Below are 24,275 nucleotides of genomic sequence, written 5' to 3' on the forward strand. Positions count from 1 at the left end.
TCAGTCATATCGAAACGGGCCATGCCCGAGTTCTACCAGTCATGACCAGCCCGCTCCCCGGCCTCACCTAGATCCGAACTCCGAACAGCTCCTAGCAGCGGTCCCGGGCGGCTGGCGCGGCAAACTCGAACGGTGGGCCCATCAACTGTGGGCGACCTGGGACCGCCACCCGTGGCTACCCGGCGCCACCCTCGGCGAGCGGGTCATGGGCCCCAAAGAGATCGGCTGGACCGAGATCGCCGTGGCCGCCCTGGCCGGAACCGGGCTGAACGGCAGCGAACAGATGGACGCGGTCCTCCTGCTCAGCGGCCACGTCCGCAACACCCGCTCGGTCGGCTCGGCCGGCACACAACCCTGGACTCCACAACAGCAGCTCACCACCCTGCTCGACCACGCCGCCGACCGCTTCCCCGCGCTGAGCGCCACCATCGTCTCCGCCGGAGACCCTGACCCGGGCAGAAGCCGCGAATTCGGCCTCCAACGCCTCCTCGACGGCCTCGACGTCCTCATCACCCACCGCACACGCTGACCAGACAAACCAGCTCTCCGCCCGAACCGTCCCGGCCCGGCAGGTGATCGCGTGGGATGGCGGGCGGAGGCGAGAAAGCAACAAGATCCCTCAGTACTTCGGCTACAATCGCGGCCTCACCCTCCTCAACGCAGTCAACGATCAAGTCATGGGGATCGGGCAGATGGTCGTGCCGGGCACGCCGCGCGACTCGCTGTACATCCTCGACACGCTGATCAACATCGACGCCGGCCCGCAGCCCGAGGTCGTCACGACTGACCAGGCCTCCGATAGCGACATGGTGTTCGGGATCTTCTCGATGCTCGGCTACCGGTTCGCGCCCCGCTTCGCCGACTTGTGCGACCAGCGGTTCTGGCGCGCCGAGCTGCCCGACGGGAGCACACCGGCCTATGGGCCGCTGGAGGCGATCGCCCGCAACAGGATCAACCGAGGCAAGATCGCTACGCAGTAGGCGGACATGACGCGGGTCGCCGGATCGCTGGTGACCAACCAGGTGCGCGACCTGCTGCGCATGTTCGCCCGTAACGGCTGCCCGACCCCGCTGGGGCAGGCGTTCGCCGAATACGGCCGCATCGACAAGACCCTGCACCTGCAGTCCATCCTGGACCCGATCGACGACACCTACCGGCGCAAACTCAACAAGCAGCTCACCGTGCAGGAGTCGCGGCACCGACTGGCCCGCACGATCTGCCACGACGGCAGCGGCCAGATCCGGAAGGCATATCGGAGGGCCAGGAGGATCAACTCGCCGCGCTCGGCCTGGTCGTCAATGCGGTTGCGCTGTGGAACTCGAAGTATCTGTCGGCCGCCGTCGACCAGCTGCGGGCCTAAGGCGTGCCGATCAAGGATGAGGACGTCGCCCGGCTGTCCCCGCTCGGCCACGCCCACGTCAACGTCCTGGGCCGCTACACGATCTCCTCCTCCCCCGCCGAGGGTTTGCGCCAGCTTGGCGAGATCCCCGACCTGCCCGATGCCTACGCCGAGGTCAACCCCTACGCCGATCCCCAGTGACGGTGTGCACGCCGGCGCGCCGCAGGACCCGGCAGCGCGTGGGCCGACCAGCCAGACCACGGGGGGTCGACGCATGGGGTACTACCAGGGCAGGAGCACCGTGCCGAGGCCGAGCAGCGCGCAGACGCCGAGGATGCGCAGCATCGGCCACTTCAGCGTGAACGTCATGACCAGCGCGGCCACGGTGATCGCCAGGGCGATCGGGTTGAGCGTGCCGAACTCGGGGACGCGCGCGGTGAACGGCCCCCACGCCCAGGCGAAGGTCTGCCCGAACAGGGTGTGCTCGGCGAAGTAGAACGCCAGGTTGGCGATGACGCCCACCACGGAGGCGGTGATGCCGGTGAGCGCGGCGCTGATGGCGGTGTTGTGCCGCAGCTTCTCCACGTACGGGGCGCCGAGGAAGATGAACAGGAAGCATGGCACGAACGTGACCCAGGTGGTCAGCAGCGCTCCCAGCAGCGCGCCGGCCCACGGGGTCAGTGCGCCAGGGTCGCGGTAGGCGCCGAGGAAGGCGACGAACTGCACCACCATGATCAGCGGCCCCGGCGTCGTCTCGGCCAGGGCCAGGCCGCGTACCATCTCGCCTGGAGTCAGCCAGCCGTAGACCTCCACGGCCCGCTGGGCGACGAACGCCAGCACCGCATAAGCGCCGCCGAAGGTGACCAGCGCGGTGCCGGAGAAGAACAGTCCTTGCGTGGTGAACACGCTGTCGGTGCCGAGCAGCAGCGCCACCGCGGCGACCGGCAGCCACCAGACGACCAGCCCGATGGCCAGGATCTTGCCCGCCGAGCGCCAGCTCGGCTGGGCGTGGTGCAGGGCGTCGTCCGGGATCAGCGGTGCCGGCCCGCCGTCGCCGCCGTGCCCGTTGCCTGCTGTGAAGGCGTGCGGGGCCAGCCGGTGGACCAGCCAGCCGACGATTGCCGCTGAGGCGACCACGAGCGGGAACGGCACGGCGAACAACGCGAGCGCGGCGAACGCGGCCACGGCCAGGGCGACGAAGAAGGGGTGGGTGAGGGAGCGTTTGGCGACCCGGATGACGGCCTGGGCGACGATCGCGAGCACCGCTGGGGCGATGCCGGCGAACAGGGCGGTCACCACCGTGGTGTCCTGCCACAGGAGGTAGACCGCCGACAGCACCAGCAGCGCCAGCATGCCCGGCAGCACGAACAACGTGCCGGCCACCAGGCCGCCGCGCGTGCCGTTCAGCAGCCAGCCCACGTAGATGGCCAGTTGCTGGGCTTCTGGGCCGGGCAGCAGCATGCAGTAGTTGAGGGCGTGGTTGAAGCGCTGCTGGCCGATCCAGCGTTTCTCCTCCACCAGGGTGCGCTGCATGACGGCGATCTGCCCGGCCGGGCCGCCGAAGGTCTGCAGCGAGATGCCGAACCAGGCCCGTACGGCTTGGCGGAACGGGATCACATCGCCGGTGGCGTCGATCGTCATGACGGCCTTTCAGAGGGCAGGCGGACGGATCGGAAGATCCGCCACAGGGTCAGGTCGTAGCCGGGCGGGGTCATGCCGGTTCCCGCCCCAGCAGCAGCGCCCGCCGGTGGAACTCATACAGCCCGTCGAAGATCGGTCCGGTGATCTCCAGCACCCGCTCGTCGTCGCAGACCATCGACAGCCCACGCAGGATCGCATCCACCCCGCGGGCCTCGGGCGCCTCGAAGCGCTCATCGTCGATGTCGGCCTCGTGCACGATCTCGGCCAGCTTCCACAACACCGGATCATCCAGCTGGTAGCGGCGCAGGATGGTCTCGAAACTGCAGTCACCGCCGTGATGCGACAGCTCTGCCCCGCGCATGTCGAAGGGGGTGGCGTCGGCCGGTACCGAGGCGGGGTCGTCGACGAACACGAACTCCGGCTCCGCATCGAGGTGCCGCCGGATCAGCCAGGCGCACGCGGCCCGGTCGATGTGTACCCCCGCCCGGGTGGCCCATTTCATCGCACGTCCTGCGCGAGGGCCGTCGTGGCGGCCGCCGCCAGCGCCCGCACGGCCTGCTGGGCGCCCTCTCGCTCGGGGGGCGGGAAGTAGTCGCGCCGGCCGATCCGGCGCAGCTCGGCCTGCAGCCGCTTGAGCGTGCGGCTGCGCTCGCCCGGCCGCGCCAATGCGGCGGCCTCGGCCTGCTCAAGCACCGCCCGGTATTCGGCCGCCCGCGCGCTGCGCATCTCGGCGGCGATCACTTTCTCCTGCGCCGCGCTGCCGGCGGCGGCCAGCCATACAGTGCTGCTGCCGCCCACCTCGCCGATCTCCTCGGCAATCCAGTCCAACTGCTCACGGGTACGGGCGTCGGCGGGCAAGGCCACCAGCCCGTCACCCAGCCGCGCCACACCGAGCCGGTCGAGCTTGCGCCAAATGGTGATCCGCAACGTGGAGGGCTGGCGCGGGATGCGATAGGCCAGCAGCACCCACTTCCCCGCCGTACCCGTCACCGTCTCCACGCCATGCCCCCTGTTCACGCATATAACCATGGTTACCGTAACCACGGTTGCAGACTAATGGCAAGCGATGGCCCACGCCCACCGGGCCCCCACATGGTTCAGGGCTGGTGCATGCACAATCAATCGACTATCGTCGATTAACGATGAATGAGAAGGAGCCCTTGGGCCGGGCCGAGGCCGAGGAGTACGCGAGCTGGTTCAGGGCTCTGGCGGATGCCACCCGCATCCAGCTCGTGTCGTTGCTGGCCCGCCGCCGGGAGCCGATGACGGTCGGCGAGATCGTCGAGGCGTCCGGGGTGGGCCAGTCGACCGTCTCCCACCACCTGAAGATCCTGGCCGAGGTGCGCTTCGTCCTGGTCGAGCGCCGCGGCACCTCCGGCCTGTACCGGATCAACGAGAACTGCGTGTCCTGTTTCCCGACCGCGGCTGATGTGGTCATGGGCAAGCCCGTCCCCAAATCACCCGTGTGCGAGTGAAGGAGCCGATGATGGCGGATAGGGAGATCGTCCAGCGCTACTCCGGCCTGGCCCGCCAAGCCATGAACGGCGAGGCCGCCCTCGACTGCGGCCCGCGGGCCTTCGCCGACGGCGGCTTCGGCGCCGCCGGCTACGACGAAAACGATGATCTGCCCGGTTTGCCGGACGGTGCGCTGCTGGCGAGCCTGGGTTGCGGCAACCCGGTCGCGGTCGCCGAGCTGCGCGCCGGTGAGACGGTGCTGGATCTGGGGTCGGGTGGCGGCATCGACGTGCTGCTGTCTGCCCGCCGCGTCGGCCCGTACGGCAAGGCGTACGGGCTGGACGCTAGCGCGGACATGGTGGAGCTGGCCCGCCGTAACGCCGCTCAGGCCGAGATGACCAACGTGGAGTTCCTGCACGGCGGCATCGAGCAGATCCCGCTGCCCGGCCGGAGTGTGGACGTGGTCATCTCCAACTGCGTGATCAACCTGTCCGACGACAAGGCCGCGGTGCTGGCCGAGGCCTTCCGGGTGCTGCGTCCCGGCGGCCGTTTCGGGGTGAGCGACGTGGTCGTCGACGGCACCGCCGATCCGGTACGGCAGGCCGCCGCCGAGCAGCGGATCGGCTGCGCCGCCGGAGCACTCCGCACCGAGACCTACCGTGCGCTGCTCGCGGCGGCCGGGTTCGTCGACGTGACGATCACGCTCACGGCCGGCCACGGTGACGGCGTGCACTCAGCCATCGTTCAGGCCGTCAAGCCCGCCATCGGGCCCGGCTTGGAGATCGGGCCGATGCGCGCCGACGACGCCGCGCAGGTGCTGGCCATCTACCAGGCCGGCCTCGACACCGGCCAGGCCAGCTTCGAGACGGTGGCTCCCTCGTGGGAGGGATTCGAGGCGGGCACGCTGCCGCACCTGCGCTTGGTCGCCGTCGACACCGAGACCGGCGAGCTCGTCGGCTGGGTCACGGCCTGCGCGGTGTCGAGCAGGCCGGTGTATGCGGGGGTGGTCGAGCACAGCGTGTACGTGCACCCCGGCTGCCAGGCCCACGGCATCGGCCGCGCGCTGCTGACCGCGTTCATCGCCGCGGCCGAGGACGCCGGGGTGTGGACGATCCAGTCGGGCATCTTCCCCGGCAACGCCGAAAGCCTGTCGCCGCACCAGGCGCTCGGCTGCCGCGTCGTGGGCACCCGCGAGCGCGTCGGCCGTCATCACGGCCTGTGGCGGGACGTGCTGCTCATCGAGCGTCGCAGCGTCGTGACCGGAACCTGAGCCGGCCCGCCCCCCGGCCGGAGGCGGGAACATCGGCGGGCGGCTGGTGGTTCCACCTCCGTGGCCGGTGTGCCCAGTGTCCCCGGGCCTCACCTTTCGCCTTCGCGGACGACCGTTCGGCTGGAGCCGCGTTGAGCCTTTCGCCGAGAGGCGACACGCACACCGGTACGCACACGTGACAAGGCCCCGGCGTCACCAGACGCCGGGGCCTTCGCCATCCCCCGGGCCGCGCAGCGGCCAGGGCCGGGAGCCGCGGGATCGAGCGCCTAGCTGATCTTGCTCGTGGCCTGGCGGCTCGGGCGCAGCCTGGACTGTGCAGGCGAGCGTGTCCTGACCACGCTGCGCCAGCTAGACGCTGCAACTGGTGATCCGTGACCCTTTCGCGCGCGAAGTAGCTGAGTAGTCCGCGCGGGCCACTCATCGATCAGCGTCTACCTGATGAGGAGATCAGATGCGACCACGACTAGTCGCTGTCTTCGTGCTACTGACCGCGGTGCTCGGAGGTTTGCTGACCGGAGCAAGCGCCGCCCACGCCCAGGCGCCCGACGACCCCGTGTGCAGACCGGCGTTGACCAACACACCCGACATCGTCTGCACCGTCCCGGTCAAGGCCGACGGCAGGAACACCGACTTCATCGGATGGACGAGCAATGGCGACCCCCTTCTCAGGTTCAACAACATCCGGAACATCCTGGTGAGTTGCGAACCCGGCGAGACACTCGAGATCGAGCTCACGATCATCTACTCCCTTGGCGTCGAGGAGACTATGGGGGACACCCGAATCACGTGCCCGGACCGCAGAACTGCCGGCATCCGGTACCTCAACTGCGACTCCGGCGCCGCTCTGGTCGTCTGCACCGCGCAGATCGACGGGACGCCACCGTTCAGCACCACGTGGACGATGAACGGAGTAGAACAGACCTACTTCAAGAACTCATCCACCCTGCGGGTCGGCTGCGTGGTGGGCCGCCCCTTCGATGTCCAGCTCGCCGTAACCGATGCGGCCGGCACCAGTGCCGCGGACCGAGCGCGAGGCTTCTGCAGAAGGATCCAGGAATGAACCTCGCGTAGCCGGCGGGTATCGCTCCCCTAGCATGCGCGATGCAGCCGGTGCCTGGCAGCTCCGAAGGAAACTCCCCTCGGAGTCCCGGGCTGCCAGGCATCAGACCCCGTTTCTGGGACGCCACACCGCCAGGCCGGCCTCGGGAACCGGCAGATCGCCAGCGCGAGAGCAAGATCAGCCATCACACAGGCACTGAGCGGGAGGCGACTGTTCACCCGCTGTTCGCTCACCCATACATCGATGAGTGTCAATATCGAGGCTCATCAATGTGACGGTGGGAGCCCTGAGATGCCGGACACCTACAAGCGCCACGGCCTGACCATCGACCAGCGGCTCGCCCTGACCACCGCCGCTCGCCGGCTGGGCGAGGAGTTCACCGGCACGTTCGGCACCGAGACGATCGAGCGGTTCCTGCACGCCAGCTACGACCAGTTCGCCACCAGCGCGGCCGTGGCCAACTTCCTGCCGCTGCTGGCCGAGCGCTTCGCCCGCCAGCGTCTGCACGCCCTGGCCCGCGTCGAAGGTCACGGCGACGGCCGCCCGATCGTGCTGTTCCTGTGCGTGCACAACGCCGGACGCTCGCAGATGGCGCTCGGCTTCTTCCGCGAGCTGGCGGGCGAGGCCGCGGTGGGCTGGTCGGGCGGCTCGGAGTTCGCCGCCGGCATCAACCCCGCCGCCGTGGCCTCGATGGCCGAGCGCGGCATCGACATCTCGCGGGAGTACCCCAAGCCGTGGACCGAGGAGATCGTCCAGGCCGCCGACGTGGTCATCACCATGGGTTGCGGCGACGCCTGCCCCGTCTACCCGGGCAAACGCTATGAAGACTGGGAGCTCGCCGACCCCGCCGGGCTCGCGGTCGAAGAGGTACGGCCGATCCGGGATGAGATCGAGCGCCGGGTCCGGGCACTGCTGGACCAGCTCGACGTCCCGGCCAAGGCATAGACGCCGGTCGATATAGACTCTTATCGACTTCGATGGTCATCGATACGGTAGGCTCGTGATGGAGCTGCTGCAGATCCTGGAGTGCAGTCCGCCGCTGGCGCGCGAGCCGCTGGACGCCGACCAGGCCGCGGGCGTGGCCCGGGTGTTCAAGGCGCTGGGAGATCCGGTACGGCTGCGCATCCTGTCGATCGTGGCCAGCCGCGAAGGCGGCGAGGTGTGCGTATGCGACATCACCGACGCCTTCGAGCTGTCCCAGCCGACCATCAGCCACCACCTCAAGGTGCTCAAAGAGGTCGGCCTGCTCATTTCCGAGCGGCGCGCGTCCTGGGTCTACTACCGGCTGGTGCCCGAGACCCTGGGCGAGCTGGCGTCCCTGCTCAGCCTGCCGGCGGTTGTGGCGTGAGTGCCACGACCGAACGCGCCGGCGTCATCGGCGGCCTGTCCACGCTGGACCGGTTCCTGGCCGTGTGGATCGCCCTGGCGATGGGGGCCGGGCTGCTGCTCGGCCGTCTGGTGCCCGGGCTGAACACCGCGCTGGAAGCGGTCAAGGTGGGCGAGATCTCGCTGCCGATCGCGCTCGGGCTGCTGCTGATGATGTACCCGGTGCTGGCCAAGGTCCGTTACGACCGTCTCGGCACGGTCACCGGGGATCGGCGTCTGCTGCTGTCCTCGCTGGTGCTGAACTGGGTGCTCGGCCCGGCGCTGATGTTCGCGCTGGCCTGGCTGCTGCTGCCGGATCTGCCCGAGTACCGCACCGGGCTGATCATCGTCGGGCTGGCCCGGTGTATCGCCATGGTGCTCATCTGGAACGACCTGGCCTGCGGCGACCGCGAGGCCGCCGCCGTCCTGGTCGCCCTCAACTCCGTCTTCCAGGTGGTGGCCTTCGGCCTGCTCGGCTGGTTCTACCTCGACCTGCTGCCCGGCTGGCTCGGCCTGCCTCAGGAGGCGCTGGCCGTGTCGGCCTGGGACATCGCCTTCTACGTGATCATCTTTCTGGGCCTCCCGCTCGCCGCCGGGGACGCCTCACGCCGATTGGGTGAGCGCACGCGCGGCCGCGACTGGTACGAGCAGCGGTTCCTGCCGAGGATCGGCCCGATCGCGCTGTACGGCCTGCTGTTCACGATCGTGATCCTGTTCGCCCTGCAGGGCCAGAGCATCACCTCCCAGCCCGCCGACGTCGCCCGGATCGCCCTGCCGCTGCTGGCCTACTTCACGCTGATGTGGGGCGGTTCGTTCCTGGCCGGGCGGGCGATCGGCCTGCCGTATGAGAAGACCACCACGCTCGCCTTCACCGCGGCGGGCAACAACTTCGAGCTGGCCATCGCCGTCTCCGTGGGGGTGTTCGGCGTGACCTCCGGCCAGGCTCTGGCCGGAGTGGCGGGCCCGCTCATCGAGGTGCCCGTGCTGGTCGCCCTGGTCTACGTCAGCCTGTGGGGCCGGCGCCTGTTCAAGGAGCGCGTGAATGTCCGATAGGCCGGCCAAGCCGAGCGTGCTGTTCGTCTGCGTGCACAACGCCGGCCGCTCCCAGATGGCCGCCGCCTGGCTCCGGGAACTGGCCGGAGACCGGATCGAGGTCCGCTCGGCCGGATCCGCGCCCGCCGACCGGATCAACCCGGTCGCCGTCGAGGCCATGGACGAGGTGGGCATCGACATCACCGCCGCCCAGCCCAAGGTCCTCACCGTGGCCGCCGTCGAGGTCTCGGACGTCGTGATCACCATGGGCTGGGCGACGCCTGCCCGATCTTCCCCGGCAAACGCTATGAGGACTGGGAACTCGACGACCCAGCCGGCCAAGGCATTGAGGCTGTCCGCGAGATCCGCGACGAGATGAGTACGGCGCCGAAGATCGCCGCGCTACGCGGCGGGGGCGTCACGCTCGCCGCGGCCGCCGACGCGTTCCTAGCCACCGCGCATCGCCAACCCCAGCACCCACCGCGCCTACGCCTCGGCCATCGACCGCGTCATCGCGGCGCTCGGCCGTGACCGGCCGCTGGCCGAGGTCGCCGACGCCGCGATCGGCGCCGCGCTCACCGAGCTGTGGGACGGACGCGCGCCGGCGACCTGGAACCGCAACGGCGCCGCCGTCACCTCCTGGCTGACCTGATGCCAGACCAAGAAGCACTGGGCCGCCCCGTCAGTCCCGGCCGACGCCGAGTGCCGCAAGGAGAACGCCGACGAGACCCGCGCCGTTGCCAAGACCGCCATCCACCGGCTGCTCTCGCGCCGCGACATCCCCCTTCGCGTGAGCACCGTGCGCGGCTGGGACGGCCGGGTGCTGGTCGAACTGGAGAAGGCCCACATCACCCCGCTGCTGGCGACCGGCTGGACCCCTCCGCAACGGTTCCGGGCCACGACCGCCGACGTACCCGGGTCTCGCCCGGCTTCGACCCGGGCGGTCTTAGAAGCAGTCGGCCGCCTGCGAGATATGCCCCAGCACTAGCCGATCGACAGCAGGATGCTTAGTGGGCGGACGGCCCCCTTGGGCCGCGCCCGCCGTACCGGCCGCCGTCGACGGCGGCGGGCAGGAGCACGCCGAACCACACCCCGGCCCAGACCCGGAACCGGTGACGGACGCCGAGCAGGTCCGCCAGGCCCTGCTGCACATCGGCCACCCGATCCTGTGCGCCCAGCAGGAGGCCGGACCCGACGGGCTCGCCCGCCAGCACCTGGAACAGATCGAGGTCTTCCAGCCCGCGACACAGGGCGTCCTGGTTGGCCGGGGATCTGCACCATTATTTGGCCGGATGTCACTCGTAGTGACGGGCCCCTGAGTCAGATCATGTGAGGTTGTGCCGTTCCGGCGTATGGCGCCGCACCTTCTGCTGCGGCGCCATACGCCACTCATGCGGGGTCAGCCTTTTGGGCATCCGGCCATCTTCTTCTTCACGTACGCGGTCAGCTCGGGAGTGAACTTCACCCGGTCCGGCTGCGCCCAGACGAGCACCTGCCCCGGGGCCGTCGGCACCGCGTCCTTGACGAACCAGCCCCCCGGCACCTGCTGAGCGCGGTCCGACCTCTTGCCGACCCTGAACTCCTCGATCGAACCGTCCCGCTCGGCCAGCACGGCCCGTACCTCGTCCACGGTCATGCCGCGATACGGGACGCAGTGCAGCAGCTCACCGGTGGCATCGACGTCACCGGCCGATTCGTACCGCTCTCCGGGCCGGGCCGGACGGGCGAACCAGATCGCCGCGCTGCCCTTGAAATCCGCGGGAATGCGGAACGAGACCGCGCACCGGCCGCCGGGGGACTCGCACTCCACCGACTCCTCCTCGATGCGGGCTTCCTCCGAGTATTCCCCGCCCGTGACATGGCCGGCCGTGCTCGGCGAGCCCGGGGTGATCGACAGCCGGATGTCGAGCCCGCGGGCCTTGAACTCGGACGCGAAGCGCTCTGGGTCGGCGTAGAGGTCCTTGACGGTGACGACCCAGTCGTCGCCCGAGCGCTGGAACGCCAGCGCGGCGGACGGCGCGATGCCGGTCGGCGCGTCGGCTGGGAGGAAAGCCACACCCAGGACGGCCGCGGCCGCCAGCACCGCGGCGACGGGGATCACCACCGGCCAGCGCGCCCTGCGCGGTGCCTTGACCGGTGTCGCGACGATCTCGTGGAGCAACTCACGTGCGCCCTGCCCCTGTTCTGGCGTGTGGGGAGCGGGGTCGATGGCGGCCACCATCCGGCCGATCTTGCTCACAGGCTCTCTCCTCCCAGCTCCGCGAACGCCTGCTCTTCCTCCGTAAGCCCCAGCGCCTTGGCTAGCCGCTTGCGTGCACGGTGCAGCCTGATCCGGGCGGCGGTCGCCGTGCAGCCGAGCACTTTGCCGATCTCCGGGCCGGTCAGGTCTTCCCAGAAGGCCAGCGCGAGCACTTCACGGTCACGGGCGGGCAGGTCGTCGAACGCCTCCCGCACGCCGTCGAGTCCGGCCGGCCCGGACGGCCGCGCGGCGGACAACTCGTCCTTCAGCCGTTCAGCCAGCCCGGCCCTGCGGGACTGGCCGCGCCGGTGGTTGGCCAGGACACGACGGGCCACGCCGTACAGCCACAAGCGGGCGGCATCGCCATCGGGGACGTCGGCGATGCGCCGCCACGCGGTGAGGAACGTCTCAGAGATCACGTCCGCCGTGTCGTCGGGCGAGCTCGTACGGCGGGCGGCGTACTGGTGGATGGCCGGGTAGTGCGCGTTGTAGATCGCTTCCAAGCGGTCTCGTGCTCCCGGGGGATGGGTCACGGATGGCTCTCCTCGTGCCAAGGTGTCGAACATCTCGTTACATGTCCGGCACCCTTTCCGAGTGTTTCACCCGCCCGGCCAAGCTCTCACGGACCTGATCGACCGACCGCCACGCCATGGTCCGCGCCCGGTTCACGCATCCGCCCCGTGCGGCCTGGCGGGAGATCGCCCGGCTCAGGTTCGGCCCGGAGGTTCAGGCCAGGGCGAAGGGCAGGGTGACGCGGGTGCCCGCGGCGCTGGCTACGGTGACGGTCCGGGCGACGGTGCGGGCGATCCAGAGGCCGCGTCCGCCGAGGGTGGGCCGTCCAAAACCGATCCGGACGAACGTCACCGCATATCCGATCGCCAGGACCAGCCGCCGCCGACAGCACCGCGCCCGCGTCGTCGAGGATGTCGGCGTCGGTGGCGAGTTCGCACATGAGCTGGTCGACCGCCGCGGCGGTTGAGAAACGGCGCATGAACTACGGGCTTTCGATACGCAACGGCGTCGGTAGATGGCGATGTACGGCCGGCGCAAAGACTGCCATGGCCGGGTCAGGAGACGGCCAGCGAGAGGAGGATGGCCAGGGAGCCCGCCGTTGTCAGGAGAAAGCGGGTCAGGACCAGGGGCCGGAACCAGCCGGGGAAGACCTTCTTGGCCGCCCCCATCAGCGCCTTGGTGTCGATGGTGGTGATGTCGGACTTGCGGAGGGCGCTCTCCACATAGCGGTCGACGAAGACCTGAGTGGTGGTGACGAAGCCGCCGGCGATCAGCAGGATGGGCTGCAGGATCCAGGTGAACAGCGGCTGGCCACCGAGGTTCAGTACGGCAAGCGCCGCCAGGACCGCGGCGATCAGCACCGAGACCACCACGCTGGCGATGCTGGCGGTGAAGTCGAGACCGTGCTTGGCCAGGATGGCGGGAAGGTGGCCCTGGCGCCGGACCTCGGTTTCGGCCGCGTGCTGGGCGGCGGTGCCGTACCGGTGGCCGACAAGCGGAACGATCACGTACGTCAGGGCTGTCAGGAATTGAAGAGCGACGACGACGAACACGAGGAGTCTCCTCAGACCAGATTTTGAACTTTGTTCAACACCGTAGCGTCGATTTGATCTAAGTTCAAAACGGTGGGGTCATCGCCGAAGTATTCAAGATCGCCCAGAATGTCCCGGCTGCGGGCCCCGCACCGGCTCCGGCGCCACTCGGCCGTCCGGCGACGCTTTCGAGTTCGGACTCCACAGCCTTCCCGCCGGGCTGGAATCACGCCTGCCCCCTGCGGCACGTCGGCGCCGTAGCCACGCAGCGCGATAGCGATCACCAGGCACTCGTTACGACTGGCGGGAGGGCACGGCCTTCCCGTGACTGACGTGCCCGGCGGCCTCGCCGGGGCCGGGCTGCGGATTGGAGACCGGGACGGACCCTGCGGTCAACGGCCGCTCGCGGGAGTGAGCCAGCTCTGCAGGCTGTCCAGGAACAGGGCGAGGCGGCGCTCGAAGTCCTCGTCGCTGGCGCTGTGCAGGCTCTTTCCCGGGCGCGTGGCGTACAGCTTGCTCAGGCGCGGGTACGGCTGCGCCGCCTGCTGGGCCGCCGGCCATACCCGCTCGACCAGATCGTCCTCGGACTGGCCGCTGCGGGCCAGCATCGTCAGGTACGCCGCTTCGCTGATCGCCGTCCCGAGCACGTAGGCGATCAGCGTGTTCAGCGCGTGGTCGGCCTGCTCCAGGGTGAAGCCCCCGCGTTCGAACAGGGCGAGGATGTCCTCCGAGGCGCGCATCATGCTGGGCCCCAGGAAGACCAGGCCCGCCTGGCCGATCACCGAGGCGAACCAGGGGTGCCGCAGGATCACCGCGCGCAGGCTGCGCGCGGTGTGTACGGCGCCGCCGCGCCAGTCGGCCGGCTCGCCCGGCACCTCGATCTCGCCGTAGATCTGGTCCACGATCAGCTCGAGAAGCTCGTCCTTGCTGTTCACGTGGTAGTAGAGCGCCGGGGCGACGGCGTCGAGACGGCTGCCGAGCCGGCGCATCGTCAGCGCGTCGATGCCCTCTTCGTCGAGCAGCCGGATCGCCTCGGACACGATCTGCTCGCGGCTCAGCTCGGGCCGCGCCCGCCTCGTACGGGTCGGGCGGGTCCAAACCGAGCTGAACGCCTGGTCATCGGCTGACATGCGACCTCCTCCATCCCGGCCAAGTATAGCCACCTGTTGAACAACGTAAAACTTCATGTACGGTGTTGGCATCTTCTAACGACGTTCAAACAGTCATACAATGTTCAGAAGGAGGTGTCCGGGATGGAACGACATCCCCGGCGCTGGCTGATCCTGACCGTCCTGTGCCTGTGCACGCTGGTCCTGGTCGTCGACAACGGCGTACTCACCGTGGCGATCCCGACGCTCACCCGCGACCTCGGCGCCAGCGCCCAGGACATCCAGTGGATCACCGCGTCCTACATCCTGGTCTTCGCCGGGCTGCTGCTGACCGCCGGCAGCCTGTCCGACCGCTACGGCCGCCGCCGCGTCATGATCATCGGATTGGTGGTCTTCGGCGCCGCCTCCGCCCTGGCCACCTACGCCACCACTCCCGGCCAGCTGATCATCGGCCGGATCCTGATGGGCCTCGGCGGCGCACTGGTCATGCCCAGCACCCTGTCGATCCTCATCACCGTCTTCCACGACGACGAACGACGCCGCGCGACCTCGATCTGGAGCTCGGCCCTGATGCTCGGCGTGATCGGCGGCCCGGTGCTGGGCGGCGCGCTGATCGCGAAGTTCTGGTGGGGATCGGTGTTCCTCATCAACGTCCCCATCGCCATCGCGGCGATCATCGCCGCGCTCGCGTGGATGCCGGAGTCCAAGGCCCCCGCCCGCAGAGCCGACCCGCCAGGCGTGATCCTGTCCGCGCTCGGCATGAGCGCGCTGGTCTGGGCGATCATCGAGGTTCCCCGCTACGGCTTCGCCCACCCGCTCGTCCTCACCGCGCTCGGGGTGGGCACGGTGGCCATGGTCACGTTCGTGCTCTGGCAGGCCCGCGCGCCGTACCCCATGATGCCCCTCGCGCTCTTCCGCCGACGCGACTTCACCGGCGGCAGCCTGGCCCTGGTCCTGGTCCAGGTGGGTACCGCGGGACTGCTGCTCGCGGTGCCGCAGCACCTGCAGTTCGTCCTCGGCTACACCCCCACCCAGGCCGGCCTGGCGATCGCCCCCATGGCACTGGCCACCATCGCCGCCAACGCCGTCGGCGGCGCGCTCGGCAACCGGATCGGCAACCGCCCCCTGACCGTCATCGGGATCGCGGTGCTGGCCGCCGGCTTCGCCTTCCTGGCCGTCACCTCGGGCGGGGACGGCTACGGAAGCGTGATCACCGCCCTGATCCTGTTCGGCACGGGAACCGGGCTGGCCCAGCCCGCGGCCGTGGCGGCACTGATGGGCGCGGTCCCGCACGAGCACGCCGGAGTCGGCTCCGCGCTCAACGACACCATGCAGCAGGCCGGCAGCGCCCTCGGCGTCGCCGTCCTGGGCAGCGTGCTGGCCTCTGCGTACACCTCGGCCATGCCCCTCACGGCCACCGAGCAGGCACGCGCCTCCATCGGCGACGCCCTCGGCGTCGCCACCCGCACCGCCGACACCGCCCTGGCCGAGACCGCACGCAGCGCGTTCACCACCGCGATGTCCGTCACCTCCATCGCCGGAGGCGTCCTCGCGGTGGCCGGAGCCGTCCTGGCCTTCCTCCTCATCCGCGACCGCTCGGCCGGAGCGCCGAGCTCGAAGGAACTTCATCATGCACGTTGACGTGGACATTCCCGCCTGCATCGGCGCCGGCCAGTGCGTCCTGCTCGCACCCGACGTCTTCGACCAGCGCGACGACGACGGCCTCGTGGTGCTCTTGCGCCCCGAGCCCGCCCCCGAGTTCCGGGAGGCGACCCGCGAGGCGGCCCAGGTCTGCCCGGCCATGGCGATCAAGGTCACCGAATGAACCGGATCGTGATCGTCGGCGCCTCCACCGCCGGGCTCTCCGCCGCCCAGACACTGAGGCGGGAGGGCTATGACGGGCAGCTCACCCTGGTGGGCGCGGAACCGCACCTGCCCTACGACCGGCCACCGCTGTCCAAACAGGTGCTCGCGGGGACCTGGAAACCCGAGCGCGTCCAGCCCTTCGACGCCGCCCACTACGCCCGCCTCGGCGTGGACCTTCGGCTGGGACGAGCGGCCACCGCCCTGGACCTGCCCGGCAAGGCCGTTCTCCTGCGCGGGGAGTGGCTCGCCTACGACGGCCTGATCATCGCCACCGGCGTCTCCCCCCGCCGTCCGCCGTGGCCCCACGTGCTCGTGCTGCGCACCCTGGATGACGCGCTACGGCTACGCGCGGCCCTCCGGCGGCTGCCCCGCCTGGCGGTGATCGGCGCCGGCTTCCTCGGCGCGGAGGTCGCCGCCACCGCCCGCACCCTCGGCTGCGACGTCACACTGATCGATCCGGCCCCCCAGCCGATGGCCCACCAGCTCGGCCTCCGGCTCGGCGCCCGCGTCGCACGCCTGCACCGGGAACACGGTGTCATCGTGCGTACCACCACGAAGGTACGGGGGGTGACGCCGTCCGGCGTGGAACTGCACGACGGCCGGACCGTCCAGGCCGACCTGGTCGTCGCGGCCATCGGCTGCACTCCCGCGACGGGCTGGCTGACCGGCTCCGGGCTCCGGCTCGGCGACGGCGTCGAGTGCGACGAGCGCGGCCGCGCCGCACCGGACGTCTACGCCGCCGGCGACGTCGCCGGCTGGCACAACGCGGCGTTCGGCACCCGGATGCGGCTCGAACACCGCCTCAACGCCGTCGAACACGCGAACGCCGTCGCCCGCAACCTGCTCGGCGCCGACCGGCCCTACGCCCCGATCCCGTACTTCTGGAGCGACCAGTTCACCACCAAGATCCAGGCATACGGAATCCTCCCGGCCGACGCCGAGATCACCGTCGAGCACGGCTCACTCACCGGCGACCGTTTCGTCGTCGCCTACCGCCGCGACGGCCGGGCGGTCGGACTGCTCGGCTGGAACAGCCCGCGTGAGCTCCGCACCCTGCGCGCCCACACCTTCGAACCAAGGAGAACACGATGACCGAGTCCGTGGCCTTTCCCCACGAACGCCCCGCGCGATGCCCCTTCGATCCCCCCGGGCAACTGGCGAGCCTGCGCGAGCAGCGACCGATCACCCGGCTGGCCTTCGCCGACGGCCACCGGGGCTGGCTGGTGACCAGCCACTCCCTGGTCCGCGAAGTGCTCGCCGACGCCCGCTTCACCTCCCGCTACGAGCTGCTGCACCACCCCCTCGTCCCCGCCGGGTCGGGCCCGATGCCCCCGGCCCCCGCCGGAGACCTGTCCGGCATGGACGCCCCCGGGCACACCCGCTACCGCAAGCTGCTGACCGGCCAGTTCACCGTCCGCCGGATGCGGCAGCTCACCGGCCGCGTCGAAGAGGTCACCGCCGAGCACCTGGACGCCATGCAACAGCACGGCCCACCGCTCGACCTGCTCCAGGTCTACGCACAACCCATCCCCGCGATCATGATCTGCGAGGTCCTCGGCGTACCGTATGCCGACCGCGACACCTTCCGCCGCCAGGCCGCCGACGGCATCGCCGCCTCCACCCCGGAAAAGCAGTTCACTGCCTTCGCCGCACTCGGCGAGTACATCGGCGAACTCGTCCGGGCCAAACGGGCCGACCCGACCGACGACGTGCTCAGCGACCTGACCCACACCGACCTGACCGACGAAGAGCTCACCGGCATCGGCGCCCTGCTCCTTGGAGCCGGCCTCGACACCACCGCCAACATGATCGCCCTCGGCACCTTCGCCCTGCTCCAGCACCCCGCCCAGCTCACCGCACTACGCGAGAACCCCGGCCTCGCCGACAAAGCCGTGGAGGAACTACTGCGCTACCTGACCATCGCCCACACCGGCATCCGCGCCGCCTTGCAAGACGTCGAACTGAACGGCCACCTGATCAAAAAGGGCGAAACGGTAGTCCTCGCGGCCAACGCCGCCAACCGCGACCCGGCCAAATTCCCCGACCCCGACACCCTCGACCTGAACCGCCAGGCCACCGGCCACCTGGCCTTCGCGCACGGCATCCACCAATGCATCGGCCAGCAACTGGCCCGCGTCGAACTACGCACCGCCCTCCCCGCCCTGCTCACCCGCTTCCCCGACCTGCGCCTGGCCGTAGCCCCAGAAGACGTCCCCATGCGCACCGACTCCAACGTCTACGGCGTACGCGCACTACCGGTCACCTTCTAGCCGCAGCACGACGAGCGATCCGATCACCTCACGGACCGGGCCGGCGGCCAGGAGATACGGCGGGCGACCCCAGCGACACCCCCATGGGCTCGCCCGCGCCGGCCGCGTCAGCACCCGGATCGTTTGAGCCAGGAGATGGTGTACTCGGTGACCGCGTCGTTGGGCCGGGTGGGCGTCATGTGGTCTGCGCCGCGTAGTTCGAGGTATGCCTTGCCTTGTGTGGAGCGCATGCTGATGTAGAACGTCTCGGGGGGTGTGCCGGTACGGAGGTGTCGTCCTCTTCGCTGCCGAGCAACAGTGCCGGTGTACGTGTTGCATGAGTGGTCACCTATGAAACACTCTCCCGCTTCCGCGCAGTGCCAGACCTTTCCACACCCGAATCTGTTGCATAGGTTGTTGCAAAGATCTTGAGGTGTGAAACATACCCATGAAACGCTTCCAGGTGAGTGACGACGACTTCCTGCGGGTCGAGGCCCGCGACTGCCCGATGACGTCCTGCGCGGCCCCGGCCGGCTCCCCGTGCCGTACCGGGCGGGGGAAGGTGGCCGTCGGCTATCACACCGCCCGCTTCCGGCTGGCGCCCCATCTGGCCAAGGCACTGAGCGTTCCCGTGCCGCCGGTGCGCCGGCCGGGTACGGCCTGGGTCGAGCTGCCCCGCCCCGTCGCCGATGCTGAGACCGCCGAGCACGCGCGGATCGGCTACGCCCGCGCCTCCACCGTGCGGCAGTCGCTCGACACCCAGCTCGACTCCCTCAAGGCGGCCGGGGTCGCCCGGGTCTTCTCCGAGAAGATCTCCACCCGCGCCACCACCCGCCCCGAGCTCGACAAGGCCATCACCCTGGCCCGTGAGGTGCGCGCCACCGGCGTCGCGGTCACCCTAGTGGTCCACGAGCACAAATGCCTCGGCCGCGGTCTGGAACTGGCAGCGCTCGCCGAACAGCTCAAGGCCGCCGGCATCGGCCTGCGGTTCCTCACCGGCGAACTGCAAGGCAGCCATGACCCGTCCGGGGTGGTGTTCACCGTGCTTGCGGCCCTGTCCGGTATGGAGCGCGAGTACATCCGTGACCGCACCCTGGAAGGCCACGAGTCCGCGCGGGCCCGCGGCAAGCACATCGGCGGGGCCAGCGTCGTCGACGAGAACATGCTGTCCATGGCCCTGCACCTGCGCGGCCAGGGCGCCAGCCTGCGCGACATCGCCGCCAAGCTCGTCATCACCTCCGGCGCCAAGAAGGGCCGGCACCCCTCCGCCGCCACGGTGCTGCGGATGCTGCGCGAGCACGACCAGGCCGTCGAGGCGGCCGCCCTGCAAGCCGTCACCCCTCCTGCTGTCTGACCCCGGATCTTCGGCACGGGGTTCGCCTGCCCGCTGCCTTAACGACAGGCCGCATCGGCGACCGAGTCGTCGGGCAGATCATTGCGCCACAACTGCTCCCACCACCTACCGGTGCCCTCATCGCGGCGCAACACGCTGCGGCGCTCCCAGCCCGCCAGCCCAAACCCGAACGGCCCAGGGTGCCTGCTCATTGCGCTCCTCTCCTCACCATCTCGGGTCAGTGCGGTCGGCCTCGATGTCCAGGGCACCGGTGACGGCTGCGTCCTCCCGCCGGGCGACACGCAGGACGGCGGCCATAAAGATCAGGCCCACGGCGATGCCCACAGTGTGCTGAACGACTGCGACCATCGTGTATTCGGCGGTCACGAAACCTCCGGGCTGAAGGATCACCATCGGTAGCTTCCAACCGCTCCAGGCGAATAGCGAGCCTGAAGCTCCGAAGGCCAGCGTCATCGGGATCCACCGCCGAAGCCGGGCCGGCCGGCAGCGCGTGAGCGCCCAGATGCTCCAGGCTCCGAGCAGGGCCCACAGTCCCGAACTCGCGTTCAGCAGTCGCCCGTTGAGATCCCAGCGGTCGCGATGAGCCGGGTCGAGGCCCAGCGTCCCGCCCAGCGCCCAATAGGACCAGGCCAGTCCCAGCCCGACGGCCCCCGCTATCGCCATCGTGACCGGGGCTGACGTGCGGGCGCGGCCGTCCCCGGCGCGGCCGAGGAAGGCTTTCGGCCATCTCTCCCTCAGATAGATCGGCAAGGCCACGGCCAGCCCCACGGCCATCCCGGCGCAGCCGATGGTGAGGAAGACCGTCTCCCCTCGCGGAGCCGATGCGGAGTCCTCGCCACCACCCAGATCGATCCCGAGTGCGCCGAGGACACCCTTGATCACCGAGTAGGGAAGCGTCGGGACCAGGAAGCCCGCACCCACCCACGAAAAGAAGATCACCGGTACGGCCGGCAGCCGGCGGCCCCATCGCTGAGCCAGCGCCAGCCCCAGCGCGATCCCGGTCATCGCCATCACCACGGTAGCGACGTTCAGCAGCACCCAGTCAGCGGTGCCGTAGTTGTCCGGACCGTACCCGAGCAGCGCCGCGGCGACCCAGATGAGCTTGACCGCCAGGTAGAGCGACATGCTGAGTGCCGCGGCATAGCCCGCGAGCCCGCGCACCGCGCTCCATCCCGCGCGCACACCCATCTCGGCGGGAAACTCACCCGAACCTTGTGTCACCTGAACCCGACCCCCAAGCGTGTCGATCTCGACATCCTGGAGTCTTGCGGGGTGTCGACCGGACGGGATCCCTCCACGGTGTGGAACGCTGGTGATTGTCTCCCCCGTACGGGGGAGAAAGGATCACCCTCGGAGCGCCTGACTTCCGAGCCCTGGCCAGGTCGATGACAAGCAATCGTCCTGCAGTTCTGCCGCCACGATCCGGTGCTCACGCACTGATCGAGAAAGCCTTGGCGCGTTCAGCCGTCGGGCTGGTGAGATGGCACGATGATCAACCACGATGAGGCGGCTGTTCCACCATTGACGCTGGCTTGGGTGAGCCGGCACCTGGAGGTCGGCGAACGGATAGTCAAAACCGAGGCGCTACGCGGCGGCATCACAGCTGACATGCGGAGGCTGACCATCGGCGCGCAGGACGGAAGCATGCGTGACCTGGTGCTGCGGAGCTTCGTCGACCCGTTCTACGTGGAGCGCGCCGAGGGCGGACTGAACGGGGAGGCCGGAGCTCTGACCCTGTTGGCGCGGACCGGTGTGCCGGCTCCTGCACTGGTCGCGGTTGATCCAACCGCCACGCATTGCGAGTATCCGTCGCTCTTGATGACGCATCTAACGGGCCGGACGGTTCTCGACGATGAGGGCGTGGAGAAGCGTGTCCCACTGCTGGCCCGTCAACTCGTGGCCATCCACGCGCTGCGGCCCTTCGAACGGCCCCGGAGGTTTGTGACGCTGACGACCGCCGACACCGTCGTGGTTCCGAAGGGCGCCGACGCGACGGCATGGGCGACGGCGATCGACGTGATCCGCAGGCCCACGCCGCCCTATGAAGGGCGATTCCTGCACCGGGACTTCCAGCCCGGCAACGTGCTGTTCGCCACGTCGCCCCCAAGCCTGGCAGGTGCCCGGATCACCGGCGTCGTCGACTGGGCCGCGACCTCCTGGGGCCCGGCAGACCTCGATGTCGCGCACTGCTCCACCAACCTCGCCCTGCTGCATGGACCGGCGTGGGGTCTGCGGTTCTCTGAGGCGTATGAGGAAGCCGGCGGGGTGCTGGCCGCGACCACGAACGAGCGGCTGTACTGGCAGGTGCGGGACGCGCTGGCCTGCTCAGAAGAAGTGCAGTCGGTGTCGCAGCCATGGCGGGAGGCAGGCAGAACAGAGCTGACGACGCGATCCGTGGAGGAGCGGCTGGACGCCTATGTCATCGCCCTGTTGGACGCGCTGGGCTGAGCCGACGACGATGACGTACGGCAAGCACGGGAGCGGCTACTCCAGCACTACCTGGAACACACCGTCGCAGGCGACTCCCACCTGACCGGGTTGGCGGGCCAGCCGATCTCAGCGGTGTTTGCCGACCGTGAGGATACGCTGGCCTGGTTCGACACTGAACGTACCAACCTCGTGGCTGCGGTCGGCACCACCCACCGCCGTGGCCATCCCATCTCGCCGCAGCCCAGGCCTCACGCCTCGGCGCGTACTTGACGTTCAGGCGGCATCTGCAGGAATAGCTCACCGTCACCAACATCGCCCTGACCACCATGCAGGAGTTGGTGACCGGCACGGTGAAGGAATCGCGTGGAACAACCTCGGTGTCGTGTTGCAGGAGGTGCGGCGCTTTGTGGATGCGATCGAGGCGTTCCAACAGGCCGTCGCCGTCTTCGAGGAGGTCGGTGACGACCACAACCGGGACATCGCTCTAGCCAACCTGGCCGCCCTGCGGGGATGAGTGAGCGGGGCTACGGAGCGCCTCGGGTGTCAGAGCCTTGTGGTGCTGCGCGGAGTTCTTGGAGGTCGGATGTGGTTGTAGAGGGTGCCCACGCTCACCCCCAGCAGCTTGGCGATCGAAGTGACCGACCGCCCCGGGGCGGGCAGCAGATCCCGGGCCGCCTTGAGCAACTCGGCGTTGGCAACGGTGGGGCGGCCGCCGGTACGGCCGCGCGCCCTGGCGGCAGCCAGCCCCTCATGCGTACCCGCCACGACGAGCTCGCGGATGAACTCGGCCAGGGCGGCGACGACGTGAAAGACGAGCCGGCCACCGGGGGTGGTGGTGTCGAGATTCTCATGCAGCGAGGTGAAGCCGATCTCCCGGCGGCGCAGCTCGCCGACCATGGTGATGAGGTCGTGCAGGGAGCGGCCGTAGCGGGCCAGCTCCGGGACGACGAGCGTGTCGCCCGGGTGAGGAAGGCGTGGCAGGCCACGAGCTCGGACGTTCGGCGTTCTTGCCGGACTTCTTGTCCGCGAAGACTTTGCGGCAACCGGCCGCGGTGAGAGCGTCGAGTTGACGGTCGAGGCTCTGGCCGCGGGTGAAGACGCGGGCGTAGCCGATGCGGATCTCCGACCGGGTGGCGGGGAAGGCGGCCAGAACGTCGTCCGGCAGGTCCCGGGGCGTGCTCGTCACCCCGGATTCTCTCAACAAACGGTGTCGAAGGTTATTGAAGACACGGGGTTGTTGAAGCGAGTTTTTGAAGGCCTCCGCCGCAGGTCGGCGCTCCCGGCTTGATCATCGTCATTAATCGATTTGCTGCGGACCACGCGAGTCGTCGGGTGGTCGGGGCCCAGCACCCGCTCGCAGTCGGTGAGGGTGGTCTCCAGCAGGGGGATGGCCCTGCCCAGGTCCCCCGCCGTGTAGTGCGCGCTGGCGAGGTTGGTGCGGGAACCCAGGGTGTGGGGGTGGTCGGGGCCGAGCACCCGCTCGGAGTCAGTGAGGGTGGCCTCCAGTAGAGGGACGGCCTGGCCCAGGTCCCCCGACTCCCGGTAGGCACTGGCGAGGTTGTTGCGGGAGGTCAGGGTGTTCGGGTGGTCGGGGCCGAGCACCCGCCTCATCACTACTCTGGAGATCACTGACGATCCTACCGGTGACCTCGCTCGCGACATTCAGGAGCGTATGGCCGCGCTGGCCAGCCAGAAAGCCGACAAGCTGGCGCAGCTGCGTGATCTGGAGAGAACCCGCCGGTGCGTCAGGCGCCCGATCTCCTCGACGCTCTGCCTACGGGCGTCCCGAGCCTGGACGGATTGCCCGAGGAACTGCTTCGGAGGCTGTTTGATGTGTTTCGTTTGCGGGTCCGCTATGACAGGGCCACGCACATAGCAATATCTACGGTGACCCTGACAGGTGACACCATCGACGTGGCGAGAGCTACCTCGGACGGAGCCCTGGAAAAGCCAAACGGGCTCGTCGCCGTGCCCGTTTGTATGGTGCCCCCTGCGGGGGACCGTGCAAACGGGCACCGCAACGAACTGCGGGAAGTGAAAACGGCCATGGTTGTTACGGATGATATTCGGCTGAGGTCAGAGACCTGAACGGCGATGGCGGCGCCAAAGAGAGGGCGCCATGATCTTGGCTAGCGGCGAGAGGTAGTTGCTGGGCGTCCGGGACGCAGTTGGCGCGCCGGACGTCCAGAGAAGTCTGGACCATAGGCGACTCGGTCGACGTAGATCAGGGCGGATGGGCTGGTCTTATCTACGGTCCAAGAGATGCTTACATGATCTGGTCGTCGACTAACGGATTAAGAGTTTCCTTGATCGATGCCAGCC

The 24,275-nt window shown here is 69.3% G+C and carries 30 protein-coding genes and 2 pseudogenes; 17 read left to right on the forward strand and 15 right to left on the reverse strand.

The genetic code is table 11. The annotated features are described in order from the left end of the window. A partial coding sequence (locus ACIBEJ_RS51295; RefSeq protein ID WP_397190356.1) for a TetR/AcrR family transcriptional regulator C-terminal domain-containing protein occupies positions 1 to 529 on the forward strand: 529 nt, incomplete at its 5' end. An 88-nt stretch (positions 530 to 617) separates the two neighbouring features. Next, positions 618 to 1,540, forward strand: a pseudogene (locus ACIBEJ_RS51300) (Tn3 family transposase); the annotation flags it as partial. 81 nt (positions 1,541 to 1,621) lie between these two features. On the opposite strand, the gene chrA reads toward ACIBEJ_RS51300, so the two are convergent. The 3 genes from chrA to ACIBEJ_RS51315 all read right to left on the reverse strand — a co-directional run bounded on the left by chrA (position 1,622) and on the right by ACIBEJ_RS51315 (position 3,997). Continuing rightward, positions 1,622 to 2,980 carry a chromate efflux transporter gene (chrA, locus tag ACIBEJ_RS51305; RefSeq protein ID WP_397190357.1) on the reverse strand — a complete coding sequence of 453 codons (1,359 nt, stop codon included), beginning with the start codon at positions 2,978 to 2,980 and terminating at the stop codon, positions 1,622 to 1,624. 70 nt (positions 2,981 to 3,050) lie between these two features. Continuing rightward, entirely contained in the window at positions 3,051 to 3,482 is a 432-nt protein-coding gene (locus tag ACIBEJ_RS51310) for a chromate resistance protein ChrB domain-containing protein (protein ID WP_397190358.1), read from the reverse strand. Continuing rightward, complete coding sequence (locus tag ACIBEJ_RS51315) at positions 3,479 to 3,997, reverse strand: Chromate resistance protein ChrB (protein ID WP_397190359.1); 519 nt, start codon at positions 3,995 to 3,997, stop codon at positions 3,479 to 3,481. Before ACIBEJ_RS51315 ends, ACIBEJ_RS51310 begins: the two co-directional genes overlap by 4 nt. 125 nt (positions 3,998 to 4,122) lie before the next feature. Between ACIBEJ_RS51315 and ACIBEJ_RS51320 the strand changes: the two genes are divergently transcribed. The 7 genes and pseudogenes from ACIBEJ_RS51320 (at position 4,123) to ACIBEJ_RS51350 (ending at position 9,693) form a co-directional block, all read left to right on the forward strand. Beyond that, entirely contained in the window at positions 4,123 to 4,455 is a 333-nt protein-coding gene (locus ACIBEJ_RS51320; protein ID WP_397190360.1) for an ArsR/SmtB family transcription factor, read from the forward strand. 8 nt (positions 4,456 to 4,463) lie between these two features. Beyond that, entirely contained in the window at positions 4,464 to 5,705 is a 1,242-nt protein-coding gene (locus ACIBEJ_RS51325; protein WP_397190361.1) for a GNAT family N-acetyltransferase, read from the forward strand. A 451-nt stretch (positions 5,706 to 6,156) separates the two neighbouring features. Continuing rightward, a complete protein-coding gene (locus tag ACIBEJ_RS51330; RefSeq protein ID WP_397190362.1) occupies positions 6,157 to 6,765 on the forward strand; it encodes a hypothetical protein in 609 nt (202 codons plus the stop codon). A 291-nt stretch (positions 6,766 to 7,056) separates the two neighbouring features. Continuing rightward, positions 7,057 to 7,710 (forward strand): arsenate reductase ArsC, encoded by a 654-nt coding sequence (locus ACIBEJ_RS51335; RefSeq protein ID WP_397190363.1) that lies wholly within the window; start codon positions 7,057 to 7,059, stop codon positions 7,708 to 7,710. Between the two features lie 58 nt (positions 7,711 to 7,768). Then, positions 7,769 to 8,113 (forward strand): ArsR/SmtB family transcription factor, encoded by a 345-nt coding sequence (locus tag ACIBEJ_RS51340; protein ID WP_397190417.1) that lies wholly within the window; start codon positions 7,769 to 7,771, stop codon positions 8,111 to 8,113. 80 nt (positions 8,114 to 8,193) lie between these two features. Next, positions 8,194 to 9,183, forward strand: coding sequence for an ACR3 family arsenite efflux transporter (gene arsB, locus ACIBEJ_RS51345; protein ID WP_397190418.1), 990 nt, complete (start codon positions 8,194 to 8,196; stop codon positions 9,181 to 9,183). Further along, positions 9,173 to 9,693: pseudogene (locus tag ACIBEJ_RS51350) on the forward strand (arsenate reductase ArsC). The gene arsB and the pseudogene ACIBEJ_RS51350 overlap by 11 nt, the downstream one beginning before the upstream one ends. Here the strand turns inward: ACIBEJ_RS51350 and ACIBEJ_RS51355 are convergent. Then, the gene (locus ACIBEJ_RS51355) at positions 9,649 to 9,915 is read right to left on the reverse strand and encodes a hypothetical protein (protein WP_397190420.1); all 267 of its coding nucleotides are present in this window, start codon (positions 9,913 to 9,915) and stop codon (positions 9,649 to 9,651) included. The pseudogene ACIBEJ_RS51350 and the gene ACIBEJ_RS51355 overlap by 45 nt on opposite strands. A gap of 257 nt (positions 9,916 to 10,172) precedes the next feature. Here ACIBEJ_RS51355 and ACIBEJ_RS51360 point away from each other — a divergent pair, with 257 nt between their 5' ends. Next, positions 10,173 to 10,481, forward strand: coding sequence for a hypothetical protein (locus ACIBEJ_RS51360; RefSeq protein ID WP_397190364.1), 309 nt, complete (start codon positions 10,173 to 10,175; stop codon positions 10,479 to 10,481). An 80-nt stretch (positions 10,482 to 10,561) separates the two neighbouring features. Here ACIBEJ_RS51360 and ACIBEJ_RS51365 read toward each other — a convergent pair whose 3' ends face one another. The 6 genes from ACIBEJ_RS51365 to ACIBEJ_RS51390 form a co-directional block, all read right to left on the reverse strand. Then, the gene (locus tag ACIBEJ_RS51365) at positions 10,562 to 11,401 is read right to left on the reverse strand and encodes a hypothetical protein (RefSeq protein WP_397190365.1); all 840 of its coding nucleotides are present in this window, start codon (positions 11,399 to 11,401) and stop codon (positions 10,562 to 10,564) included. Next, entirely contained in the window at positions 11,398 to 11,904 is a 507-nt protein-coding gene (locus tag ACIBEJ_RS51370) for an RNA polymerase sigma factor (RefSeq protein WP_397190366.1), read from the reverse strand. Before ACIBEJ_RS51370 ends, ACIBEJ_RS51365 begins: the two co-directional genes overlap by 4 nt. Positions 11,905 to 12,127: 223 nt before the next feature. Then, positions 12,128 to 12,265, reverse strand: coding sequence for a hypothetical protein (locus ACIBEJ_RS51375; RefSeq protein ID WP_397190367.1), 138 nt, complete (start codon positions 12,263 to 12,265; stop codon positions 12,128 to 12,130). Positions 12,266 to 12,468: 203 nt separating this feature from the next. Next, positions 12,469 to 12,966: a hypothetical protein gene (locus ACIBEJ_RS51380; RefSeq protein ID WP_397190368.1), complete on the reverse strand. Its 498-nt coding sequence runs from the start codon at positions 12,964 to 12,966 to the stop codon at positions 12,469 to 12,471. Positions 12,967 to 12,977: 11 nt separating this feature from the next. Continuing rightward, positions 12,978 to 13,229 carry a hypothetical protein gene (locus ACIBEJ_RS51385; protein ID WP_397190369.1) on the reverse strand — a complete coding sequence of 84 codons (252 nt, stop codon included), beginning with the start codon at positions 13,227 to 13,229 and terminating at the stop codon, positions 12,978 to 12,980. A gap of 108 nt (positions 13,230 to 13,337) precedes the next feature. After that, on the reverse strand, positions 13,338 to 14,075 hold the full coding sequence (locus ACIBEJ_RS51390; protein ID WP_397190370.1) for a TetR/AcrR family transcriptional regulator: 738 nt from the start codon (positions 14,073 to 14,075) through the stop codon (positions 13,338 to 13,340). Between the two features lie 123 nt (positions 14,076 to 14,198). Here ACIBEJ_RS51390 and ACIBEJ_RS51395 point away from each other — a divergent pair, with 123 nt between their 5' ends. From ACIBEJ_RS51395 to ACIBEJ_RS51410, 4 genes are read left to right on the forward strand one after another with little or no spacing between them, the layout of a single operon-like run. Next, positions 14,199 to 15,695: an MFS transporter gene (locus ACIBEJ_RS51395; RefSeq protein WP_397190371.1), complete on the forward strand. Its 1,497-nt coding sequence runs from the start codon at positions 14,199 to 14,201 to the stop codon at positions 15,693 to 15,695. Then, positions 15,685 to 15,879 (forward strand): ferredoxin, encoded by a 195-nt coding sequence (locus ACIBEJ_RS51400; protein WP_397190372.1) that lies wholly within the window; start codon positions 15,685 to 15,687, stop codon positions 15,877 to 15,879. Before ACIBEJ_RS51395 ends, ACIBEJ_RS51400 begins: the two co-directional genes overlap by 11 nt. Beyond that, entirely contained in the window at positions 15,876 to 17,012 is a 1,137-nt protein-coding gene (locus ACIBEJ_RS51405; RefSeq protein WP_397190373.1) for an NAD(P)/FAD-dependent oxidoreductase, read from the forward strand. Before ACIBEJ_RS51400 ends, ACIBEJ_RS51405 begins: the two co-directional genes overlap by 4 nt. Next, a complete protein-coding gene (locus tag ACIBEJ_RS51410; protein ID WP_397190374.1) occupies positions 17,009 to 18,190 on the forward strand; it encodes a cytochrome P450 in 1,182 nt (393 codons plus the stop codon). Before ACIBEJ_RS51405 ends, ACIBEJ_RS51410 begins: the two co-directional genes overlap by 4 nt. Before the next feature lie 107 nt (positions 18,191 to 18,297). Here ACIBEJ_RS51410 and ACIBEJ_RS51415 read toward each other — a convergent pair whose 3' ends face one another. After that, positions 18,298 to 18,420, reverse strand: coding sequence for a hypothetical protein (locus ACIBEJ_RS51415; RefSeq protein WP_397190375.1), 123 nt, complete (start codon positions 18,418 to 18,420; stop codon positions 18,298 to 18,300). 197 nt (positions 18,421 to 18,617) lie between these two features. Between ACIBEJ_RS51415 and ACIBEJ_RS51420 the strand changes: the two genes are divergently transcribed. Next, complete coding sequence (locus ACIBEJ_RS51420; protein ID WP_397190376.1) at positions 18,618 to 19,523, forward strand: recombinase family protein; 906 nt, start codon at positions 18,618 to 18,620, stop codon at positions 19,521 to 19,523. Between the two features lie 204 nt (positions 19,524 to 19,727). Here ACIBEJ_RS51420 and ACIBEJ_RS51425 read toward each other — a convergent pair whose 3' ends face one another. Then, entirely contained in the window at positions 19,728 to 20,684 is a 957-nt protein-coding gene (locus ACIBEJ_RS51425) for a hypothetical protein (RefSeq protein WP_397190377.1), read from the reverse strand. Positions 20,685 to 21,011: 327 nt separating this feature from the next. On the opposite strand from ACIBEJ_RS51425, the gene ACIBEJ_RS51430 reads away from it, so the two are divergent. Then, positions 21,012 to 21,971: a phosphotransferase family protein gene (locus tag ACIBEJ_RS51430; protein ID WP_397190378.1), complete on the forward strand. Its 960-nt coding sequence runs from the start codon at positions 21,012 to 21,014 to the stop codon at positions 21,969 to 21,971. Between the two features lie 199 nt (positions 21,972 to 22,170). Next, positions 22,171 to 22,467 (forward strand): tetratricopeptide repeat protein, encoded by a 297-nt coding sequence (locus tag ACIBEJ_RS51435; protein WP_397190379.1) that lies wholly within the window; start codon positions 22,171 to 22,173, stop codon positions 22,465 to 22,467. 29 nt (positions 22,468 to 22,496) lie between these two features. On the opposite strand, the gene ACIBEJ_RS51440 is transcribed toward ACIBEJ_RS51435, so the two are convergent. The 3 genes from ACIBEJ_RS51440 to ACIBEJ_RS51450 are packed head-to-tail and all read right to left on the reverse strand — an operon-like array spanning position 22,497 to position 23,582. Next, on the reverse strand, positions 22,497 to 22,889 hold the full coding sequence (locus ACIBEJ_RS51440; protein ID WP_397190419.1) for a recombinase family protein: 393 nt from the start codon (positions 22,887 to 22,889) through the stop codon (positions 22,497 to 22,499). Next, on the reverse strand, positions 22,801 to 23,139 hold the full coding sequence (locus tag ACIBEJ_RS51445) for a recombinase family protein (RefSeq protein ID WP_397190380.1): 339 nt from the start codon (positions 23,137 to 23,139) through the stop codon (positions 22,801 to 22,803). The genes ACIBEJ_RS51440 and ACIBEJ_RS51445 overlap by 89 nt, the downstream gene beginning before the upstream one ends. Positions 23,140 to 23,150: 11 nt before the next feature. Further along, entirely contained in the window at positions 23,151 to 23,582 is a 432-nt protein-coding gene (locus ACIBEJ_RS51450) for a tetratricopeptide repeat protein (RefSeq protein ID WP_397190381.1), read from the reverse strand. Positions 23,583 to 24,275 lie beyond the last annotated feature (693 nt).

This window comes from Nonomuraea sp. NPDC050790, assembly GCF_044456745.1.
Classification (GTDB): domain Bacteria; phylum Actinomycetota; class Actinomycetes; order Streptosporangiales; family Streptosporangiaceae; genus Nonomuraea.